The following is a 15032-nucleotide window of genomic DNA, read 5'->3' as shown; positions in this document are numbered from 1 at the left end:
GGAATAGACGAAGCCCCTGGCGCAATAGCGCAAGGGGCTCTTGCACAAAGATGCTACCCGAGGAAGCGAGGCAGGACCGAGGTGGCGGCTTCCGACCAGCTTCTGGTGGTCATCGACCCGGTCGCCCGACGGACGGACGGCGAGTCTGTGCGCATCGCGAAAGACGTGCTCAGCGCGGGTGCGGCGACCAAAGTGTGCCTTCCGGAGGGACCCGAGGAATTCGCCCGGGCGCTGATCCGCCGGGGTGCGCGGCGACCCGTCGTGATCGGGGACGACGGCGCCCTGCTGCGGGCGGTGGCCCTGCTCCACCGGCAGCGGGAGCTGGCCGGATGCGGGCTGTCCCTCGTGCCCGTGGGCGGCGTGCTGTCGCTCTCCCGGGCGCTCGGGGTGCCGCTCGGCGCCGTCGCGGCGGCCCGGGCGGTTCTCGACGGCGCCGCGCGGCGCCTCGACCTGCTCGTGGACGACAGCGACGGCGTGGTGCTCGGCGCGCTGCGCATCCCGTCCCTGCCCGCCCGGGCTGCCGCCGCGCTGGGCACGGTCCCGTCCGGGGAGCCGGGGGAGGACGGCGCCCACCCCTGGCTGCGCACCTGCCAGTCGCTGGTGCGCACGCTCGCCTCCCGTCCCACCCGACCGGCCGCGGGCCCCGCCCACAGTCCCTCCCGGCTGCGGATCGAGGTCGACGGCGTGTGCGTGGTGGACCTGGACCAGCCCGTGGAGACCGTGTCGGTGACCCCCGGGGCGTCCGGGACCGGCGCCGAGATCGAGGTCCGTCCGGTGTCCGTGGGCGCCGAGGCCACCCCGCTCCGGCTGACCGGACACCGGGTCACCGTCTCCGGCGCCGACTTCCGCTACCGCGCCGACTCCGTGGTGAGCGGCCCGGTACGGACCCGGACGTGGACGGTGCGGGAGTCGGCCTGGGGGCTGATGCTGCCCACGGTGCGCTGAGGGGCCCCTGGGACCGTTCCCGGCACGGAGGGCCGGGCGTGCCACCCGTGCCACCCGTGACGGTCCTCAGGAGCGTCGTACCCCGTCAGAGGCGTCAGGCGTTCCCGTGGAGCTTCGTACCGTGGGCGCCCCGGCGTTCCGTCGGCGCGCCGGTCCCACACCGCCGGCGCACCCGGAGCACGTCACACCTCGACCTTCAGGCCCTCCAGGCCGCGGATCACGAAGCCCGGCTTGCGGACCGGCTCCTCGGTGAGCCGGAGCCCGGGAGCCCTGGTCAGCAGCGCACTCATGGACGCGGCCAGTTCGATGCGTGCCAGCGGGGCGCCGATGCAGTAGTGGATGCCCGCGCTGAAGGAGATGTGCGGGTTCTCCGCCCGCGACAGGTCCAGCGTGTCCGGGGACGCGAACACCTCGGCGTCACGGTTCGCCGAACCGAAGAGCATCGCGATCTCCGCGCCCCGCGGCACCGTCGTCCCGTCGATGTCGATGTCGTCGAGGACCCAGCGCTCGAACAGCTGGAGCGGGGTGTCGTAGCGGAGCAGTTCCTCGACCGCCGACGGGATCAGCGTGTGATCGGCCCGCAGATCGGCCAGCTGCGCGGGGTGCCGGAACAGGTTCCACCAGCCGGTGACCGTGGAGTTGACCGTCGCCTCGTGCCCCGCGTTCAGCAGCAGGACGCAGGTGGAGATCATCTCCTGCTCGGTGAGCCGGTCGCCCGCGTCGTGCGCCGCGATCAGCCCCGAGATCAGGTCGTCCGCCGGCTCCTTGCGCCGGGCCTCGATCAGCACCCGCAGATACTCGGTGAACTCCACCGACGCCCGGACCGCCCGCTCCGCGACCTCCTCGGACGGGTTCAGCTCGTACATCCCGCAGATGTCCGCCGACCAGGGCCGCAGCGGCGCGCGGTCGGACTCCGGGATGCCCAGCATCTCCGCGATCACCGCCACCGGCAGCGGCTCCGCCACGTCGGTCAGCAGGTCGCCGCCGCCCGCCTCCACCAGCCGGCCGACCAGCTCGCCGGCCAGCCCCTCCACGTACGGCTTCAGCCGCTCCACCGTGCGCGGGGTGAACGCCTTCGACACCAGCCGTCGGATCCGGGTGTGGTCCGGGGGCTCCAGGTCCAGCATCCCGTGGTCGTTGAGCACATGGAACGGCTCCTGCTCCGGCGGCGGCGCCGTCCGGCCGAAGTCCTCGTGCGTGAACCGGTGCCGGTAGGTCCGGCCGAGCCGGCGGTCCCGCAGCAGCGCCGACACGTCCGCGTGATGCGACACCAGCCACTGGTCCGTCGGCTCGTAGTGGTGCACCCGGCCCCGCGCGCGCAGTTCCTCGTACGCCGGGTAAGGATCCGCCACGAACGCCGGGTCCCACGGGTCGAAGGCCCCCGGGGCCGGACTCTTCGGGGCGGACGTCTCCAAAGCTGCCATGACCGGACGCTAGCCCGAGGAGAGCCCCGCTGAACAGGGGTGACCGGGGCGAGGTGCCCGGAGGCGGGCGGGTCGGGGCGGGCCACCCAGGGCGTCAGCGCGGGGTGACCAGGCGGGCCTCGTACGCGAACACCGCCGCCTGCGTACGGTCCCGCAGGCCCAGCTTCACCAGGATGCGGCTCACATGGGTCTTGATCGTCGACTCCGCCACGACGAGCCGGCCGGCGATCTCCGCGTTCGACAGGCCCTGCGCGATCAGCACCAGTACCTCCGTCTCCCGGTCGGTCAGGTCCCCGTACGCCGCGTGCGCCGTCGCCGACATCCGGGGCGTTTCCGCGAGCTTGGAGAACTCCGTGATCAGCCGCCGGGTGACCGAGGGGGCGAGCAACGCCTCCCCGGCCGCCACCACCCGTACCCCGTCCGCGAGTTGGCGCGCCGACGCGTCCTTCAGCAGGAAGCCGGACGCGCCCGCGCGCAGCGCCTGGTACACGTACTCGTCGAGGTCGAACGTCGTCAGCACCAGCACCTTCGCGGCACCGTCCGCCGCGACGATCTCCCGGGTCGCCTCGATGCCGTTCATCTCCGGCATGCGGATGTCCATCAGGACGACGTCCGGGGCCAGTTCGCGGACCCGGTCCACCGCCTCGCGGCCGTTGACCGCCTCGCCCACCACTTCGATGTCCGGCATCGCACCGAGCAGCACCGAGAAGCCCTCGCGGACCATCATCTGGTCGTCGGCGATCAGGACCCGGATCGTGCCGCCGTCCGGGCCCCCGCCGAGCGTGTCCCGCGTCATCCCGTCTCCTCCGCCGACGGCACCGGCAGGAACACCGCCACCTCGTAGCCCCCGTCGTCCGTCACCCCGGCCGTCATCTCGCCGTCCAGCATCGTGACCCGCTCGCGCATGCCGGTGATGCCGTGCCCCGCGCCGTGCGAGGACTTCTCCAGCGACGTCACCGGCGCGGGGCCGTTGACTATCCGCAGGCCGAGCCCGCCGAGGACGTAGCCGATCTCCACCCGGGCCGGCGCTCCCGGCGCGTGCCGCAGGGCGTTGCTCAGCGCCTCCTGGACGATCCGGTACGCCGACAGCTCGACGCCCTGCGGCAGCTCGCGCACCGCTCCGGTGACCGCCTTCTCCACGGCAAGGCCCGCCTCCCGCACGTTGGCGAGGAGCGCGTCCAGGTCGGCGAGCGTGGGCTGCGGGGCGTCGGGGGCCTCGTAGTCCTCGGCCCGCACCACGCCCAGCACCCGGCGCAGTTCGGTGAGCGCGGCGACGGCGTTCTCGCGGATCGTGACGAAGGCCTGCTCCAGCTCGGGAGGCGGGTTCTGCACCCGGTAGGGGGCCGCCTCCGCCTGGATGGCGACCACCGACATGTGGTGCGCGACGACGTCGTGCAGCTCGCGGGCGATCGTCGTGCGCTCCTCCAGCAGCGTGCGCCGGGAACGCTCCTGCGCCGTCTCCGACTGGTGCGCGGTCACCTCCTGCTCCGCCGCACGGCGGATGTTGCGGACCGTGACGACGAGCAGGGCCAGTGCGGAGACGAACAGCAGCGGGAACGTGTTGGAGGCGTAGTAGCCGCCCCCGAACAGGGCCTCGGAGAACATGCTGTACGCCGCCGTCAGGAGCCACATCCAGGCGGCGACGCGGGGGCGGCTGCGCAGCGCCACGACGGTCATGACCGTCACCTGCGCGACGAAGCTCCCCGGCGCCCACGGCCAGTCGGCCCAGGCGCCGCCGAACAGCGCGACGACCGGGGCCGCCGCGATCGAGAACCAGAACGCGCCGATCGGGCGGATCAGCGTGGCCAGCACCGGGAGCAGGGCGAGGAGGCCGCACGACAGGGGCCCGAAGCCGTCGTCGCCGTCGGCGGCGGTGTAGCCGGCGGCCATCGCGATCAGGCCGGCCGCCACCACCGTCGCGTGCGGGGTCCAGGCGGCGTAGGCGCGCAGGGTGCCGGAGAGACGGCGGGTGAGGGGGCCGTCCGTGCGCATCGGGGGCAGCGGACGGTAGGCGAAGACGTCGCGGAACATGTCCTGCCGCAGATCCGCGACGAGGCGGTACTCCGGGCTGGGGTGGCTGGTGTCGGTCACGTTCGAAACGGTAGGCGGGAGGCGACCCCACGGTCGTCACCTCCGAGGAGGGTCCTTCGGGGTCCGTCTCAGGTACTACACGGTCCGGGTCCGGTGGGTGGGACGGCCCGTGCGCCGGGGCGGGGGACGGGATCTCAGCTCCGCCGGAGGGGAGAACCCTGCCCCTCCGACGTTTGGGGACCGGGGTCCGGGGCGGAGCCCCGCGGACGGGAGGGCAGGGGCGGCGGGGGCGAAGAAGGGTTGCGCCCGGCCGGGGCAGAGGTGACGGGCTCCGCGTCAACTCAACTGGTTACCAAGCCAGTTGGGCGATCTCCTCGGCCACCACCGCGCAGGCGTCGGCGGCCGGATCGATGAGGGGGAAGTGACCGACGTCCTCCAGGAGCGTCAGGCCGACCACCTCACCCGCCTTGGCCGCCGCATCGGCATACGCCTCGGCGACGGCCTGTGGCACCACGGCATCTTTCCGCCCCTGGACCAGGGTGGTGGCGATCCCGGTGGGCAGCAGCCGGACGGGGTCGGCGTACGGCAGACGCTCGTCGAAGCCGGCCTCCCCACCGAGCAACTGCCGCGCGGCCCCGCCACAGACGCCCAGCTTCTCCGCGACCTCGAAGTCCGCGATCGGAGCGAGCGCCACGACCCCGCGCAACTGCACGGGACGCTCGGTGCGCCAGGGCGCGTCGGCGGGCAGCAGGTGACGCGCCGCGGCCCACAGGGCGAGGTGCCCGCCCGCCGAGTGCCCGACGACCACCATGCGGCGGGGATCGGCCCCCGGCACCGCCTCGCGCACGAGCGCGGGCAGCGCGTCCAGCGCGGCGGCCACGTCGTCGAAGGTGTCGGGCCAGCGTCCGGCGACCGGACCCGCGGGGTCCACCGGCCCGCCCTGCGCGGGGATCGGGCCGCCCGACGCGGGCGCCGGAGCCTCGCCGCGGCGGTACTCGACGTTCGCCACGGCGAAGCCGCGCCGGGTCAGGAAGTCCGCGAACGGGGTGACATGCCGGCGGTCGTACGGGGCCCGCCACGCGCCGCCGTGCAGGACGACCACGAGGGGCGTGGGGATCGCCGGGTCGGGGTCGCGCGGGGCGTAGAAGTCGATCACCTGGTCGGGGTGGTCGCCGTACGCCACCGTGACGTCGGGGTCCACGGCCGGGTGGGAGAAGGCCGACGCCTCTTCGGCGTCGGAGCCGTCCTGGGGTGCGGCGTCGTCCTGCATGCTCCAACCTCTCAGCGGTGAAACGGATTTGGCGGACCAGGGAAGAATTCGGCCGTTGGCCGGGACGGTATCAGGCCCGTGACGTGCGTCGACACGCGGTTGTCACGCTCGGTGAGGGTTAAACGGTTCTGCTGTTTCGTTACGCTGAGGGTCGGCACCCCCGCCCGCCCGCACGTGATCCACGAAGGAGACCGACATGTCCGCCGAGTCCGCCGAGCCCGGCACCGTACGTCCCGGCGGGCGCACCGCACGTGTCCGCGCGGCCGTCCTGCGGGCCGCCGGCGACGTGCTCGCCGAGGAGGGTTTCGCACACCTCGATCTCGCCGACGTCGCCCGGCGGGCCGAGGTCGGCAAGACGACCGTCTACCGCCGGTGGGGCTCCGTGACGGCCCTGGTCGCCGACCTGCTCGGCGACATGGCCGAACAGTCGCTTCCCCGCGCGGACACCGGCAGCGTGCTCGGCGACCTGCGCGCCAACGCCGACCTCGTACGGCGGACGCTCGCCGATCCCCGGCAGGGGGCGCTGTTCCGGGCGGTGATCGCCGCCGGGGCGTGCGACGCGCGGACGGCGGAGGCGCTGCGCCGGTTCTACGAGGTGCGGGTCGCCGAGTGGGCACCCTGCGTCGAACAAGGTGTGTCCCGGGGGGAGTTGCCGGTGGGAACGGACGCGGGGGCGGTCGTGCGTGCTGTGTCGGCGCCGTTGTACTACGGGCTGCTCACGGGCGGGGTGGTGCCCAGTGCCGCCGATGCCGAGCGGGCCGCAGGCGCCGCGGTGGCCGCCGCCGCGGCGGGGGCGTTCGCCGTCACCGGGTGACCCCCGTGCCCCAGGGTGCGATGGTTCCCGCGGGCCGGTGGGGCGGACGGGGGTTTTCGCCCCCTGCGCCCCTGCCCTTCCCGTCCCCGCGGCTCCGCCCCGGACCCCGCTCCTCGAACGCCGGAGGAACTGGATCTTCCCGAGCGGCGGAGGGACTGGACGCTCCCCTCCGCCGGTGCTGAGGCCGCCTAGCCCAGGACCTCCGCCAACACGCGTGCCGCCCGTTCCGTCTCCGTGAAGCCGACGTACAGCGGGGTGAAGCCGAAGCGGAGGATGTCCGGGTGGCGGAAGTCGCCGACGACGCCCCGGTCGATCAGCCGCTTCATGACCGGGCCCGCGTCGGCACAGCGCAGTGCCACCTGGCTGCCTCGTTCCGCGTGGGCGGCCGGGGTCACCGACTCGACGCGGCCCTCGGGCGTGTAGGCCGCGACGCACTCCAGGAAGAAGTCCGTCAGGGCGAGGGACTTGGCGCGGACGGAGTCGACCGAGACGCCGTCCCACACCTCCAGGGCCGCTTCGAGAGCCAGCATCGAGAGGATGTCCGGCGTGCCGACCCGGCCGCGCAGCGCACCCGGCGCGGGCGCGTACGACGGGCTCATGCCGAAGGGCTCCGCGTGCGAGTTCCAGCCGGGCAGCGGGGAGTCGAAGCGGTCCTGGAGGCCGGAGCGGACGTACAGGTACGCGGGCGAACCGGGGCCGCCGTTCAGGTACTTGTAGGTGCAGCCGATCGCCAGGTCCACGCCGTGCTCGTCCAGCCCCACGGGCAGGGCGCCCGCGCTGTGGCACAGGTCCCACACCGCGAGCGCGCCCGCCGCGTGGATGGCGCCGGTCAGGGCGGGGAGGTCGTACTGCCGGCCCGTGCGGTAGTCGACGTGGTTGAGCAGGACGGCCGCCGTACGCGAGGTGAGCGCCGAGGGCACCTCGGCCGGTTCGACCGGGCGCAGTTCACACCCGGTCAGGCGGGCGGCCGAGGCCGCGATGTACCCGTCGGTCGGGAACGTCGTCGCGTCGACCAGGATCTCGTCCCGGCCCTCGGCGGCGAGCCGGACCGCTCCCACCAGGGCCTTGAAGACGTTGACGCTGGTCGAGTCGCCGACCACGATCTGGCCGGGCGCGGCGCCGACGAGCGGGGCGATCCGGTCGCCGATCCGCTCGGGCGCGGTCCACCACCCGCTCTCCTCCCAGGACCGGATCCGCAGTTCGCCCCACTGGCGGCGGACGACGTCCTCGACCCGGCCGGGGACGTCGACCGGCAGCGCGCCGAGCGAGTTCCCGTCCAGGTACACCACGTCGTCGAGCACGAACCGCTCGCGCAGCTTGCCGAGTTCGTCGGCGGCGTCCAGCTCCGCCGCCCGCTCGGCCAGGGACTCGGGGGCTCGCTCAGACATAGGACCTCGCCGTCCACAGCTCGGGGAACACGTTCTTCTGCGCGCGCTTCTCCAGCCAGGCCACCCCGGCGGAGCCGCCCGTGCCGGTCTTCGAGCCCATCGCCCGCCGGGTGGCGACGAGGTGGTCGTTGCGCCAGCGCCACACCAGTTCGGCCACGTCGGTCATCGCCTCGCCGAGACGCGCGAGCTCGTCGCTCTCGTCACCGGCGTACAGCGCCGTCCAGGTCGCCTCGACCTCGGGCGACGGCTCGTAGCGCTGCGACACGTCACGCTCCAGCACGGCGGCCGGGATCGCGTGCCCGCGCCGCGCGAGCAGCCGCAGCACCTCGTCGTACAGACTCGGCTCGTGCAGCGCCTTCTCCAGCTCGGCGTGAACGCGCGTCGCGCCCCGGTGCGGGACGAGCATGGACGCGGACTTCTCGCCGAGCAGAAACTCCATGCGCCGGTACATCGCCGACTGGAAGCCGGACCCCTCGCCGAGGGCCGAGCGGTAGGAGTTGAACTGCGCGGGGGTGAGCTGTCCGAGCGGACGCCAGGACGCGTTGAGCGCCTCCAGCTGCCGTACGGAACGCTTCAGCGCGGCCACCGCGACGGGGATGTCGTCCGAGCGCAGCGCCTTGGCCGCCGTCTCCCACTCGTGGACGATGACCGTGAACCACAGCTCCATGACCTGGGTCGTCACCAGGAAGACCATCTCTCCGGGGTCGTCGGAGAGGGTGTGCTGGAGGTGGGTGAGCACGTCGGCCTGTACGTAGTCCTCGTACGGCGTCGTGCCCTGGAAGTCGAGATGCGGGGTCTCGGGCTCCTGAGCCTGCGCGGGCTGAGCCTGGTGGGACATCGCTGTCTCCTGCGTTGTGCTCCGGGTAGCGGTCCGCCCCTGCCGTTACCGACACGGGGGCCCCGGTCCCCACCGGGCATCCTCCACAATCGTCCCCCGAAACCGCAAGGTCCGCCTGGTCACACCAGGCGGACCCGCATCAGAGCCCCCGCCGGGGGGCTCCCGGTACTAGCCCAGCGTCTGGGCCGCCGTCGGCGAGGAGTCCTTCAGGAACGAGCTGCAGCGCTCGTACTCCTCCTGCTCGCCGATCGCGTGCGCGGCGCGGGCGAGGCCGTGCAGGGCGCGCAGGAAGCCGCGGTTCGGCTCGTGCTCCCACGGCACCGGGCCGTGGCCCTTCCAGCCGCTGCGGCGCAGGGAGTCCAGACCGCGGTGGTAACCCGTGCGGGCGTAGGCGTACGACTCGACGACGCTCCCCCGCTCGAACGCCTCGTCGGCGAGCTGCGCCCAGGCGAGTGAGGAGGTGGGGTACTTGGCGGCGACATCGGCGGGGGCCGTGCCGTTCGCGAGGAGCTCGCGCGGCTCCGGGTCGTCGGGGAGATGGGTCGGGGGCGGTCCCCCGAGGAGGTTCTCGTGAATCGTCATGGGTTCCAGTCTGGCGCATGCCCGCACCGCTCCCACCGCCCGGCGGAGCGACAGCGGCGGCATTCCGGGCGGGGCACGGTCAGGGGCTCCGCGTGAGCCAGGGCGCGGTCAGGGTGTCGGGCCCTCGGCGGAGGTGTCCGGGCCCGCCGGGCCCAGGCTGCCGTGGCGGGTGCGGCGGGGTTCCAGCGGGGGCGCCAGGATCGAGCCGTGGGTGCGGCACTCGGGGCGCCGGCAGCCGGGGGCGGGACGGCGCACCGTCGTGAAGGCGATCACCGCGCCGACCACCAGCACGCCCGCGCACAGCGGCATCGCCCGCCGGAACGCGGCGTCGAAGGCGTCCGCCGAGCGGTACGCGTCCTCCCCCATCCCGGTGAGCACGGGCAGCGCGGCCACGGCGACGAGGCCGGCCGCGCGGGCCGCCGCGTTGTTGATGCCGCTCGCGAGCCCCGCCCGGCCGGTGTCCACCGAGGCCAGCACGGTCGCGGTCAGCGGCGCGACCAGCGCCACCAGGCCGACGCCCATCACCAGCAGCGCGGGCAGCACGTCCGTGGGATACGAGGCGTCCTCGCCGACCCGCAGCATCAGCAGCATGGCCGTCGCGCACAGCAGGGGGCCGACCGTGAGCGGGATGCGCGGTCCGATGCGCTGGGCCAGTTCACCGGAGCGGGCGGAGAACAGCAGCGTCAGAACCGTGATCGGCAGCAGTGCCGTGCCGGCCTGCAGCGCCGAGTAGCCCGCCACCACCTGGAGCTGGAGCGCGGTCAGGAAGAAGAAGCCGCCGAAGGCCGCGTAGACGCACAGCGTCACCAGGTTCACCGCCGTGAACTGGCGCGAGGAGAAGATGTCCGGCGGCATCATCGGATCGGACCGCCGCCGCTCGACCTGCACGAAGGCCACGCCCGCCGCGACACCCGCGACCGCCGTCACCGGCACGAGCACGGAGCCGCTCCGGGCCTCGATCAGGGCGTACGTCACCAGGGCGAGCGCGGCCGCGCCGAGGACGGCTCCGAGGACGTCGAAGCGGCGGTGCGGGGCGGCTCCCCCGCTGTCGGCCCCGCCCGTGCCGTCGGCCTTCCCCACGTCGAAGGTGCCGGAGGACTCCGGGACGTGCCGCAGGGCGACGGGCACGCAGACCAGGGCGACGGGGATGTTCAGCAGGAAGACCCAGCGCCAGCCCGGCCCGTCCACCAGCCAGCCGCCCAGGAAGGGTCCGACGGCGGCCCCGACGCCCCCGAAGCCCGACCACAGGCCGACGGCCCGGGCCCGGTCGGCGGGGTGGAAGGAGGCCTGGATGATCGCCAGCGAACCGGGGGTGAGCAGCGCCCCGCCGACGCCCTGCAGGACGCGGGCCGCGATGAGCACGTCGACGTTCGGCGCGAGCCCGCACAGCAGCGACGCGGCGGCGAACCACACCACGCCGACGACGAAGACCTTCCGGCGCCCGAAGCGATCGCCGAGCGAGCCGCCGAGCAGGATCAGCCCGGCCAGCGAGAGCATGTAGCCGTTGACGGTCCACTGGAGCGCGGCGAGGCTCGCGTCCAGGTCGCGGCCGATGGCCGGCAGGGCGACGTTGACGACCGTCGAGTCCAGCAGGGCCATGCCGGAGCCGAGGACCGTGGTCAGCAGGACCCACTTCCCCGCCGGGGAGGCGATCCTTAGGGCAGGTCCGACGGATGTGTCGGGTCCGTCGTCCGATGCGTCCCGCTCGGGCACAGCCATACCCCGGAGCATACGGAAGGGCCCGGCACCGCGTGGGGTACCGGGCCCTTCCTAGAGCGACGAGCGTGCGCGACGTGCGGATGCGAAGCTGCGCGTGCGCGAGCAGGCGTGCGACTACTTGAGGCGGGTGCCCGTGGAACGCAGGGCACCGCAGGCCTCGGTCACGCGCGCGGCCATGCCGGCCTCGGCGAGCTTGCCCCAGGTGCGCGGGTCGTACTTCGACTTCGTGCCGACCTCGCCGTCGACCTTCAGGACGGCGTCGTAGTTGCGGAACATGTGGTCCACGACCGGGCGGGTGAAGGCGTACTGCGTGTCGGTGTCGAGGTTCATCTTCACGACGCCGTTCTCCAGCGCGGTGGCGATCTCCTCGGCGGTGGAGCCGGAACCGCCGTGGAAGACGAAGTCGAACGGGCTCGCCTTGCCGTACTTGGCGGCGACGCCCTCCTGGAGGTCCTTGAGGAGCTCGGGGCGGAGCACGACGTTGCCCGGCTTGTACACACCGTGCACGTTGCCGAAGGACGCGGCCAGCAGGTAGCGGCCCTTCTCGCCCAGGCCGAGGGCCTCGGCGGTGCGCAGCGCGTCGTCGACGGTCGTGTACAGCGAGTCGTTGATCTCGTGGCTGACGCCGTCCTCCTCACCACCGGTGGGGGTGATCTCCACCTCGAGGATGATCTTCGCGGCGACGGCCTTGGCGAGCAGCTCCTGGCCGATGGCCAGGTTGTCGGCGAGGGTCTCGGCGGAGCCGTCCCACATGTGGGACTGGAACAGCGGGTTCCGGCCCTGGGCGACGCGCTCGGCGGACACCTCGATCAGCGGGCGCACGTAGGCGTCCAGCTTGTCCTTGGGGCAGTGGTCCGTGTGCAGCGCGACCGTGATGTCGTACTTGGCGGCGACGATGTGCGCGAACTCGGCGAGGGCTACGGCACCGGTCACCATGTCCTTGTTGTGCTGGCCGCCCAGGAACTCCGCGCCACCGGTGGAGATCTGGATGATGCCGTCGCTCTCCGCCTCCGCGAAGCCGCGCAGCGCAGCGTGCAGGGTCTGGGACGAGGTCACGTTGATGGCCGGGTAGGCGAACTTGCCTGCCTTCGCCCGGTCGAGCATCTCGGCGTAGACCTCGGGGGTTGCGATGGGCATCTGTCCGCTCCTTGTATGTGCGGGTCTGCGTACTGCTGCTGCCGTACGGGACTGGTGCTATGGCCCTGACCTAGGGGGGCGACGTCATCGTCGGCCCCATCTTTCCAGACGTGCCCGCCTGGTCCGCACCCCGTGTCCGGCATACGGGACCCCGCGCCCGGCGGGGTCCCGCAGGGGTGTCGTCAGTCGAGCCCCAACTCGTCCTTGGAGTAGGCGAAGAGGTACGGCACACCGGCGCCCGCCTCGATCTTCTCGGCGGCTCCGGTGGCGCGGTCGACGATCGTGGCGACGCCGACGACCTCGGCGCCCGCCTCACGGACGGCCTGGACCGCTTCGAGCGGGGAGCCGCCCGTGGTCGAGGTGTCCTCGACGACGAGCACGCGCCGGCCCTTGATCTCGGGGCCCTCGACGCGGCGCTGGAGGCCGTGCGCCTTCGCGGCCTTGCGGACGACGAACGAGTCGACCTTGCGCCCGCGCGCGGCGGCGGCGTGCAGCATGGCCGTGCCGACCGGGTCGGCGCCCATGGTCAGGCCGCCCACCGCGTCGTAGTCCAGCCCCTCGGTCAGGTCGAGCAGGACCTGACCGACGAGCGGGGCGGCCTCGCCGTCCAGCGTGATGCGGCGCAGGTCCACGTAATAGTCGGCTTCCAGACCCGAGGAGAGGGTCACCTTGCCGTGCACCACGGCCTTGTCCTTGATCTGCTGCAGCAGCTCGCCGCGTACGTCACTCATGCCCGCCAGCTTAGAGGCGCCGCCAGCTCCAGGTCATGGTGGCTTCGAGGGGCTCGATGGGGGTGACCAGGCGCGGGTGGGTGTTGAGGCCGTTCGGCGGGCCGGTCTGCGGCTCCACGCACACGGCGGCCTCCTGCTCGTCGTAGACGACGGCCCACTCCTCGCGGCTGGTGACCTTCAGCTCCAGCCGCTCCGGCCAGGTGAGCGTGACGTCGACGCCGTCGGGCATGCCGAAGCAGTCGTCCCAGGGGCCGGGCTGCGGGTCGAGGCGGCGGCCGGTGGGCAGGTGGTCGTCGCCGCGCTCCTCCTGCCACGCGGGCAGGAAGTCGACCCGCACGTCCGCGCCGCCGTCGCCGAGGTTCCGGTGGAACCAGGGGTGCCAGCCGATCTGGGCGGGGAACGAATCCCCGTACGTCTCCACGGACATGGTGACCGTCAGCGCGTCCCCGGTGAGGGCGAGCACCTGGGTGACCCGGCCGGGGTGCGGCCAGGGCTCCACCATGTCGTACGTGATCACGGCCTCGTCGGCGGCGACGCGGGCGGTGCGCCAGGAGCCGTCGCGGGCGGTGCCGTGGATGGTGTGCGGCGGGGAGTTCAGCGGCATCTGCCGGACGGTCGCGCCGTCGAGGAACCGGCCGTCCCGGATGCGCCCGCACCACGGGACCATCGGGAAGCACCCGAACTTCGCGCCCTGCCGCAGCAGTTCGACGCCGCCGACCCGCAGACCCCCGATCCGTCCGCCGTTGCCCGGCGTCACGGTCACCTCCGCGTCACCCGCGGTCAGCGTGATGTCTTCGTCACTCACACGCCGACCCTACTGGCCCGCCCCCACCCCTCGCTGTCCCACCCTCGGGGACGGCAGCCGACACGCGGGTACCGCGCCACGACGGACGTCAGCCGGCGCACGCGGTCACCGCACGCACTCCGCCGCCACGACCGGCACCCGTCACCGGGGCCGTTCCGTCACCGCACCGCACGGGCGTTCTCCCCGCGAGGGCTCCCGGCGCCTACCGGCGCTTGCGCAGGGCGCGGGTCACGGCGATCGCCGAGGCCACGGCAATGGCCGCGGCCGGGGCCGCCCAGCGGAGGGTGGCGCGGGCGGCGGTCGCCTCGGGGGGCGGGACGGGGGCGTAGCGGCCACGCGGCGGGGCGTGGTCCACCTCCTCCGCGCTGCGTCCGATCATCGTCCGCCGCGCATGGGCCGCCTCGGCCATCGCGTCCTCGGCCCCCGGTTCCCCCTCCTCCACGACGAAGGCCTCTCCCCCGAAGTCGTCGTCCTCGGCCGACGGGTCGAGGGACGAGGGCGGTACGTCGGTCTCGAAGAGGCCGGACGCCTCGGCGCCGGGCACCGGCTCGGTCCCGTCGCCGGGGACCGCCCCTTCGGTCCCCTCCGCGGGGACCCTTCCGGCATCCGGGCCGGGGGCGGGCTCGGCATCCGGGCCGGGGGCAGGCTCGGCATCCGGGCCGGGGGCAGGCTCGGCATCCGGGCCGGGGGCGGGCTCGGGCGCCGCTTCCGCGTCCGCCTCGGGCGCGGTGTCGGCGGTGGGCCGGGGTCCGGTCGGCACGGAGCCCTCGGGGTCGCGCTCGGGCGCGGTCTCCCCGGCGGCGGCGTGCGGCCGGGGCTCCGGCTTCTCCCCGCTCTCCGGTGCGAGGCCCGTCGTCAGGGACTCCGTGAAGCGCGTCAGCAGGCGGTGGGCCGCCGCGGTGACCGAGTCCTGCGGGAGTTCGGTGACGCGGCCGTCGGCGGACGCCGTGCCGCCGTAGGTGAGCGTCGTACCGCCCTCGGAAGTCGTCAGTCGCAGGGTGAGCGCCAGTTTCACCACGCCCGTGCCGCGCACCTCCGTGCCGTCGCCCTCGACGGCGTAGGACCCGTCGTCCTGGGCGGTGACCCGAAGAGCCCCGCGGTAGGTGATCGTGTGGCCGGCGACCCGGACCTTCAGGCGCCCGGCGACCCGTGCGGGCCGCGGCTGCGGGGGCCCGGCGGGGTCCTGCCCGGCGCCGGGGCCGGCCGACGCGTCCTGCTGGAGCCCCGGGACGGCGCGGGCGACCCGGACGGGGTCGGCCAGCGCCTCCCTGAGCGGCCCGGCCGGAAACGGAACGAACACCTCATGCTCCATGTCAGCCGAGCCTACCCAGCACGCCCCGGACCGCAC

Annotated in this window: 14 protein-coding genes; 2 read left to right on the top strand and 12 right to left on the bottom strand. The window is 73.7% G+C overall.

Features of this window, described 5'->3' with window-relative positions; genetic code table 11:
- Nucleotides 1–81 precede the first annotated feature (81 nt).
- Nucleotides 82–945, top strand: coding sequence for a diacylglycerol kinase family protein (locus ACIRQH_RS08750; protein ID WP_404224820.1), 864 nt, complete (start codon nt 82–84; stop codon nt 943–945).
- Nucleotides 946–1127: 182 nt separating this feature from the next.
- Here the strand turns inward: ACIRQH_RS08750 and ACIRQH_RS08745 are convergent, their stop codons facing one another.
- The 4 genes from ACIRQH_RS08745 to ACIRQH_RS08730 form a co-directional block, all read right to left on the bottom strand.
- Nucleotides 1128–2369 (bottom strand): cytochrome P450, encoded by a 1242-nt coding sequence (locus tag ACIRQH_RS08745; RefSeq protein ID WP_388875847.1) that lies wholly within the window; start codon nt 2367–2369, stop codon nt 1128–1130.
- A gap of 94 nt (nt 2370–2463) precedes the next feature.
- Nucleotides 2464–3165: a response regulator gene (locus ACIRQH_RS08740; RefSeq protein WP_388930147.1), complete on the bottom strand. Its 702-nt coding sequence runs from the start codon at nt 3163–3165 to the stop codon at nt 2464–2466.
- Complete coding sequence (locus ACIRQH_RS08735; protein WP_388875960.1) at nt 3162–4400, bottom strand: sensor histidine kinase; 1239 nt, start codon at nt 4398–4400, stop codon at nt 3162–3164. The genes ACIRQH_RS08740 and ACIRQH_RS08735 overlap by 4 nt, the downstream gene beginning before the upstream one ends.
- Before the next feature lie 349 nt (nt 4401–4749).
- Complete coding sequence (locus tag ACIRQH_RS08730; protein ID WP_388875853.1) at nt 4750–5670, bottom strand: alpha/beta hydrolase; 921 nt, start codon at nt 5668–5670, stop codon at nt 4750–4752.
- Nucleotides 5671–5866: 196 nt separating this feature from the next.
- Here ACIRQH_RS08730 and ACIRQH_RS08725 point away from each other — a divergent pair, with 196 nt between their 5' ends.
- Entirely contained in the window at nt 5867–6484 is a 618-nt protein-coding gene (locus ACIRQH_RS08725; protein ID WP_358815378.1) for a TetR/AcrR family transcriptional regulator, read from the top strand.
- A 188-nt stretch (nt 6485–6672) separates the two neighbouring features.
- Here ACIRQH_RS08725 and kynU read toward each other — a convergent pair whose 3' ends face one another.
- The 8 genes from kynU to ACIRQH_RS08685 all read right to left on the bottom strand — a co-directional run bounded on the left by kynU (nt 6673) and on the right by ACIRQH_RS08685 (nt 14996).
- Nucleotides 6673–7872: a kynureninase gene (kynU, locus tag ACIRQH_RS08720; protein WP_404224816.1), complete on the bottom strand. Its 1200-nt coding sequence runs from the start codon at nt 7870–7872 to the stop codon at nt 6673–6675.
- The gene (locus ACIRQH_RS08715) at nt 7865–8710 is read right to left on the bottom strand and encodes a tryptophan 2,3-dioxygenase family protein (RefSeq protein ID WP_358815376.1); all 846 of its coding nucleotides are present in this window, start codon (nt 8708–8710) and stop codon (nt 7865–7867) included. Before ACIRQH_RS08715 ends, kynU begins: the two co-directional genes overlap by 8 nt.
- A gap of 168 nt (nt 8711–8878) precedes the next feature.
- Nucleotides 8879–9292 carry a DUF3151 domain-containing protein gene (locus tag ACIRQH_RS08710; protein ID WP_358815375.1) on the bottom strand — a complete coding sequence of 138 codons (414 nt, stop codon included), beginning with the start codon at nt 9290–9292 and terminating at the stop codon, nt 8879–8881.
- Between the two features lie 108 nt (nt 9293–9400).
- Nucleotides 9401–11011 (bottom strand): MFS transporter, encoded by a 1611-nt coding sequence (locus ACIRQH_RS08705; protein ID WP_388875857.1) that lies wholly within the window; start codon nt 11009–11011, stop codon nt 9401–9403.
- 114 nt (nt 11012–11125) lie between these two features.
- A complete protein-coding gene (fbaA, locus tag ACIRQH_RS08700; RefSeq protein ID WP_358815373.1) occupies nt 11126–12148 on the bottom strand; it encodes a class II fructose-bisphosphate aldolase in 1023 nt (340 codons plus the stop codon).
- 182 nt (nt 12149–12330) lie between these two features.
- Entirely contained in the window at nt 12331–12879 is a 549-nt protein-coding gene (gene pyrE / locus ACIRQH_RS08695; protein ID WP_358815372.1) for an orotate phosphoribosyltransferase, read from the bottom strand.
- A gap of 10 nt (nt 12880–12889) precedes the next feature.
- Nucleotides 12890–13684: an aldose 1-epimerase gene (locus ACIRQH_RS08690; protein WP_404224813.1), complete on the bottom strand. Its 795-nt coding sequence runs from the start codon at nt 13682–13684 to the stop codon at nt 12890–12892.
- Between the two features lie 202 nt (nt 13685–13886).
- Nucleotides 13887–14996 carry a carbon monoxide dehydrogenase gene (locus ACIRQH_RS08685; protein ID WP_404224811.1) on the bottom strand — a complete coding sequence of 370 codons (1110 nt, stop codon included), beginning with the start codon at nt 14994–14996 and terminating at the stop codon, nt 13887–13889.
- Nucleotides 14997–15032: the final 36 nt, after the last annotated feature.

The organism is Streptomyces sp. NPDC102279 (assembly GCF_044766365.1).
Lineage (GTDB): Bacteria > Actinomycetota > Actinomycetes > Streptomycetales > Streptomycetaceae > Streptomyces.
This window is presented reverse-complemented; position numbering and strand designations above follow the sequence as displayed.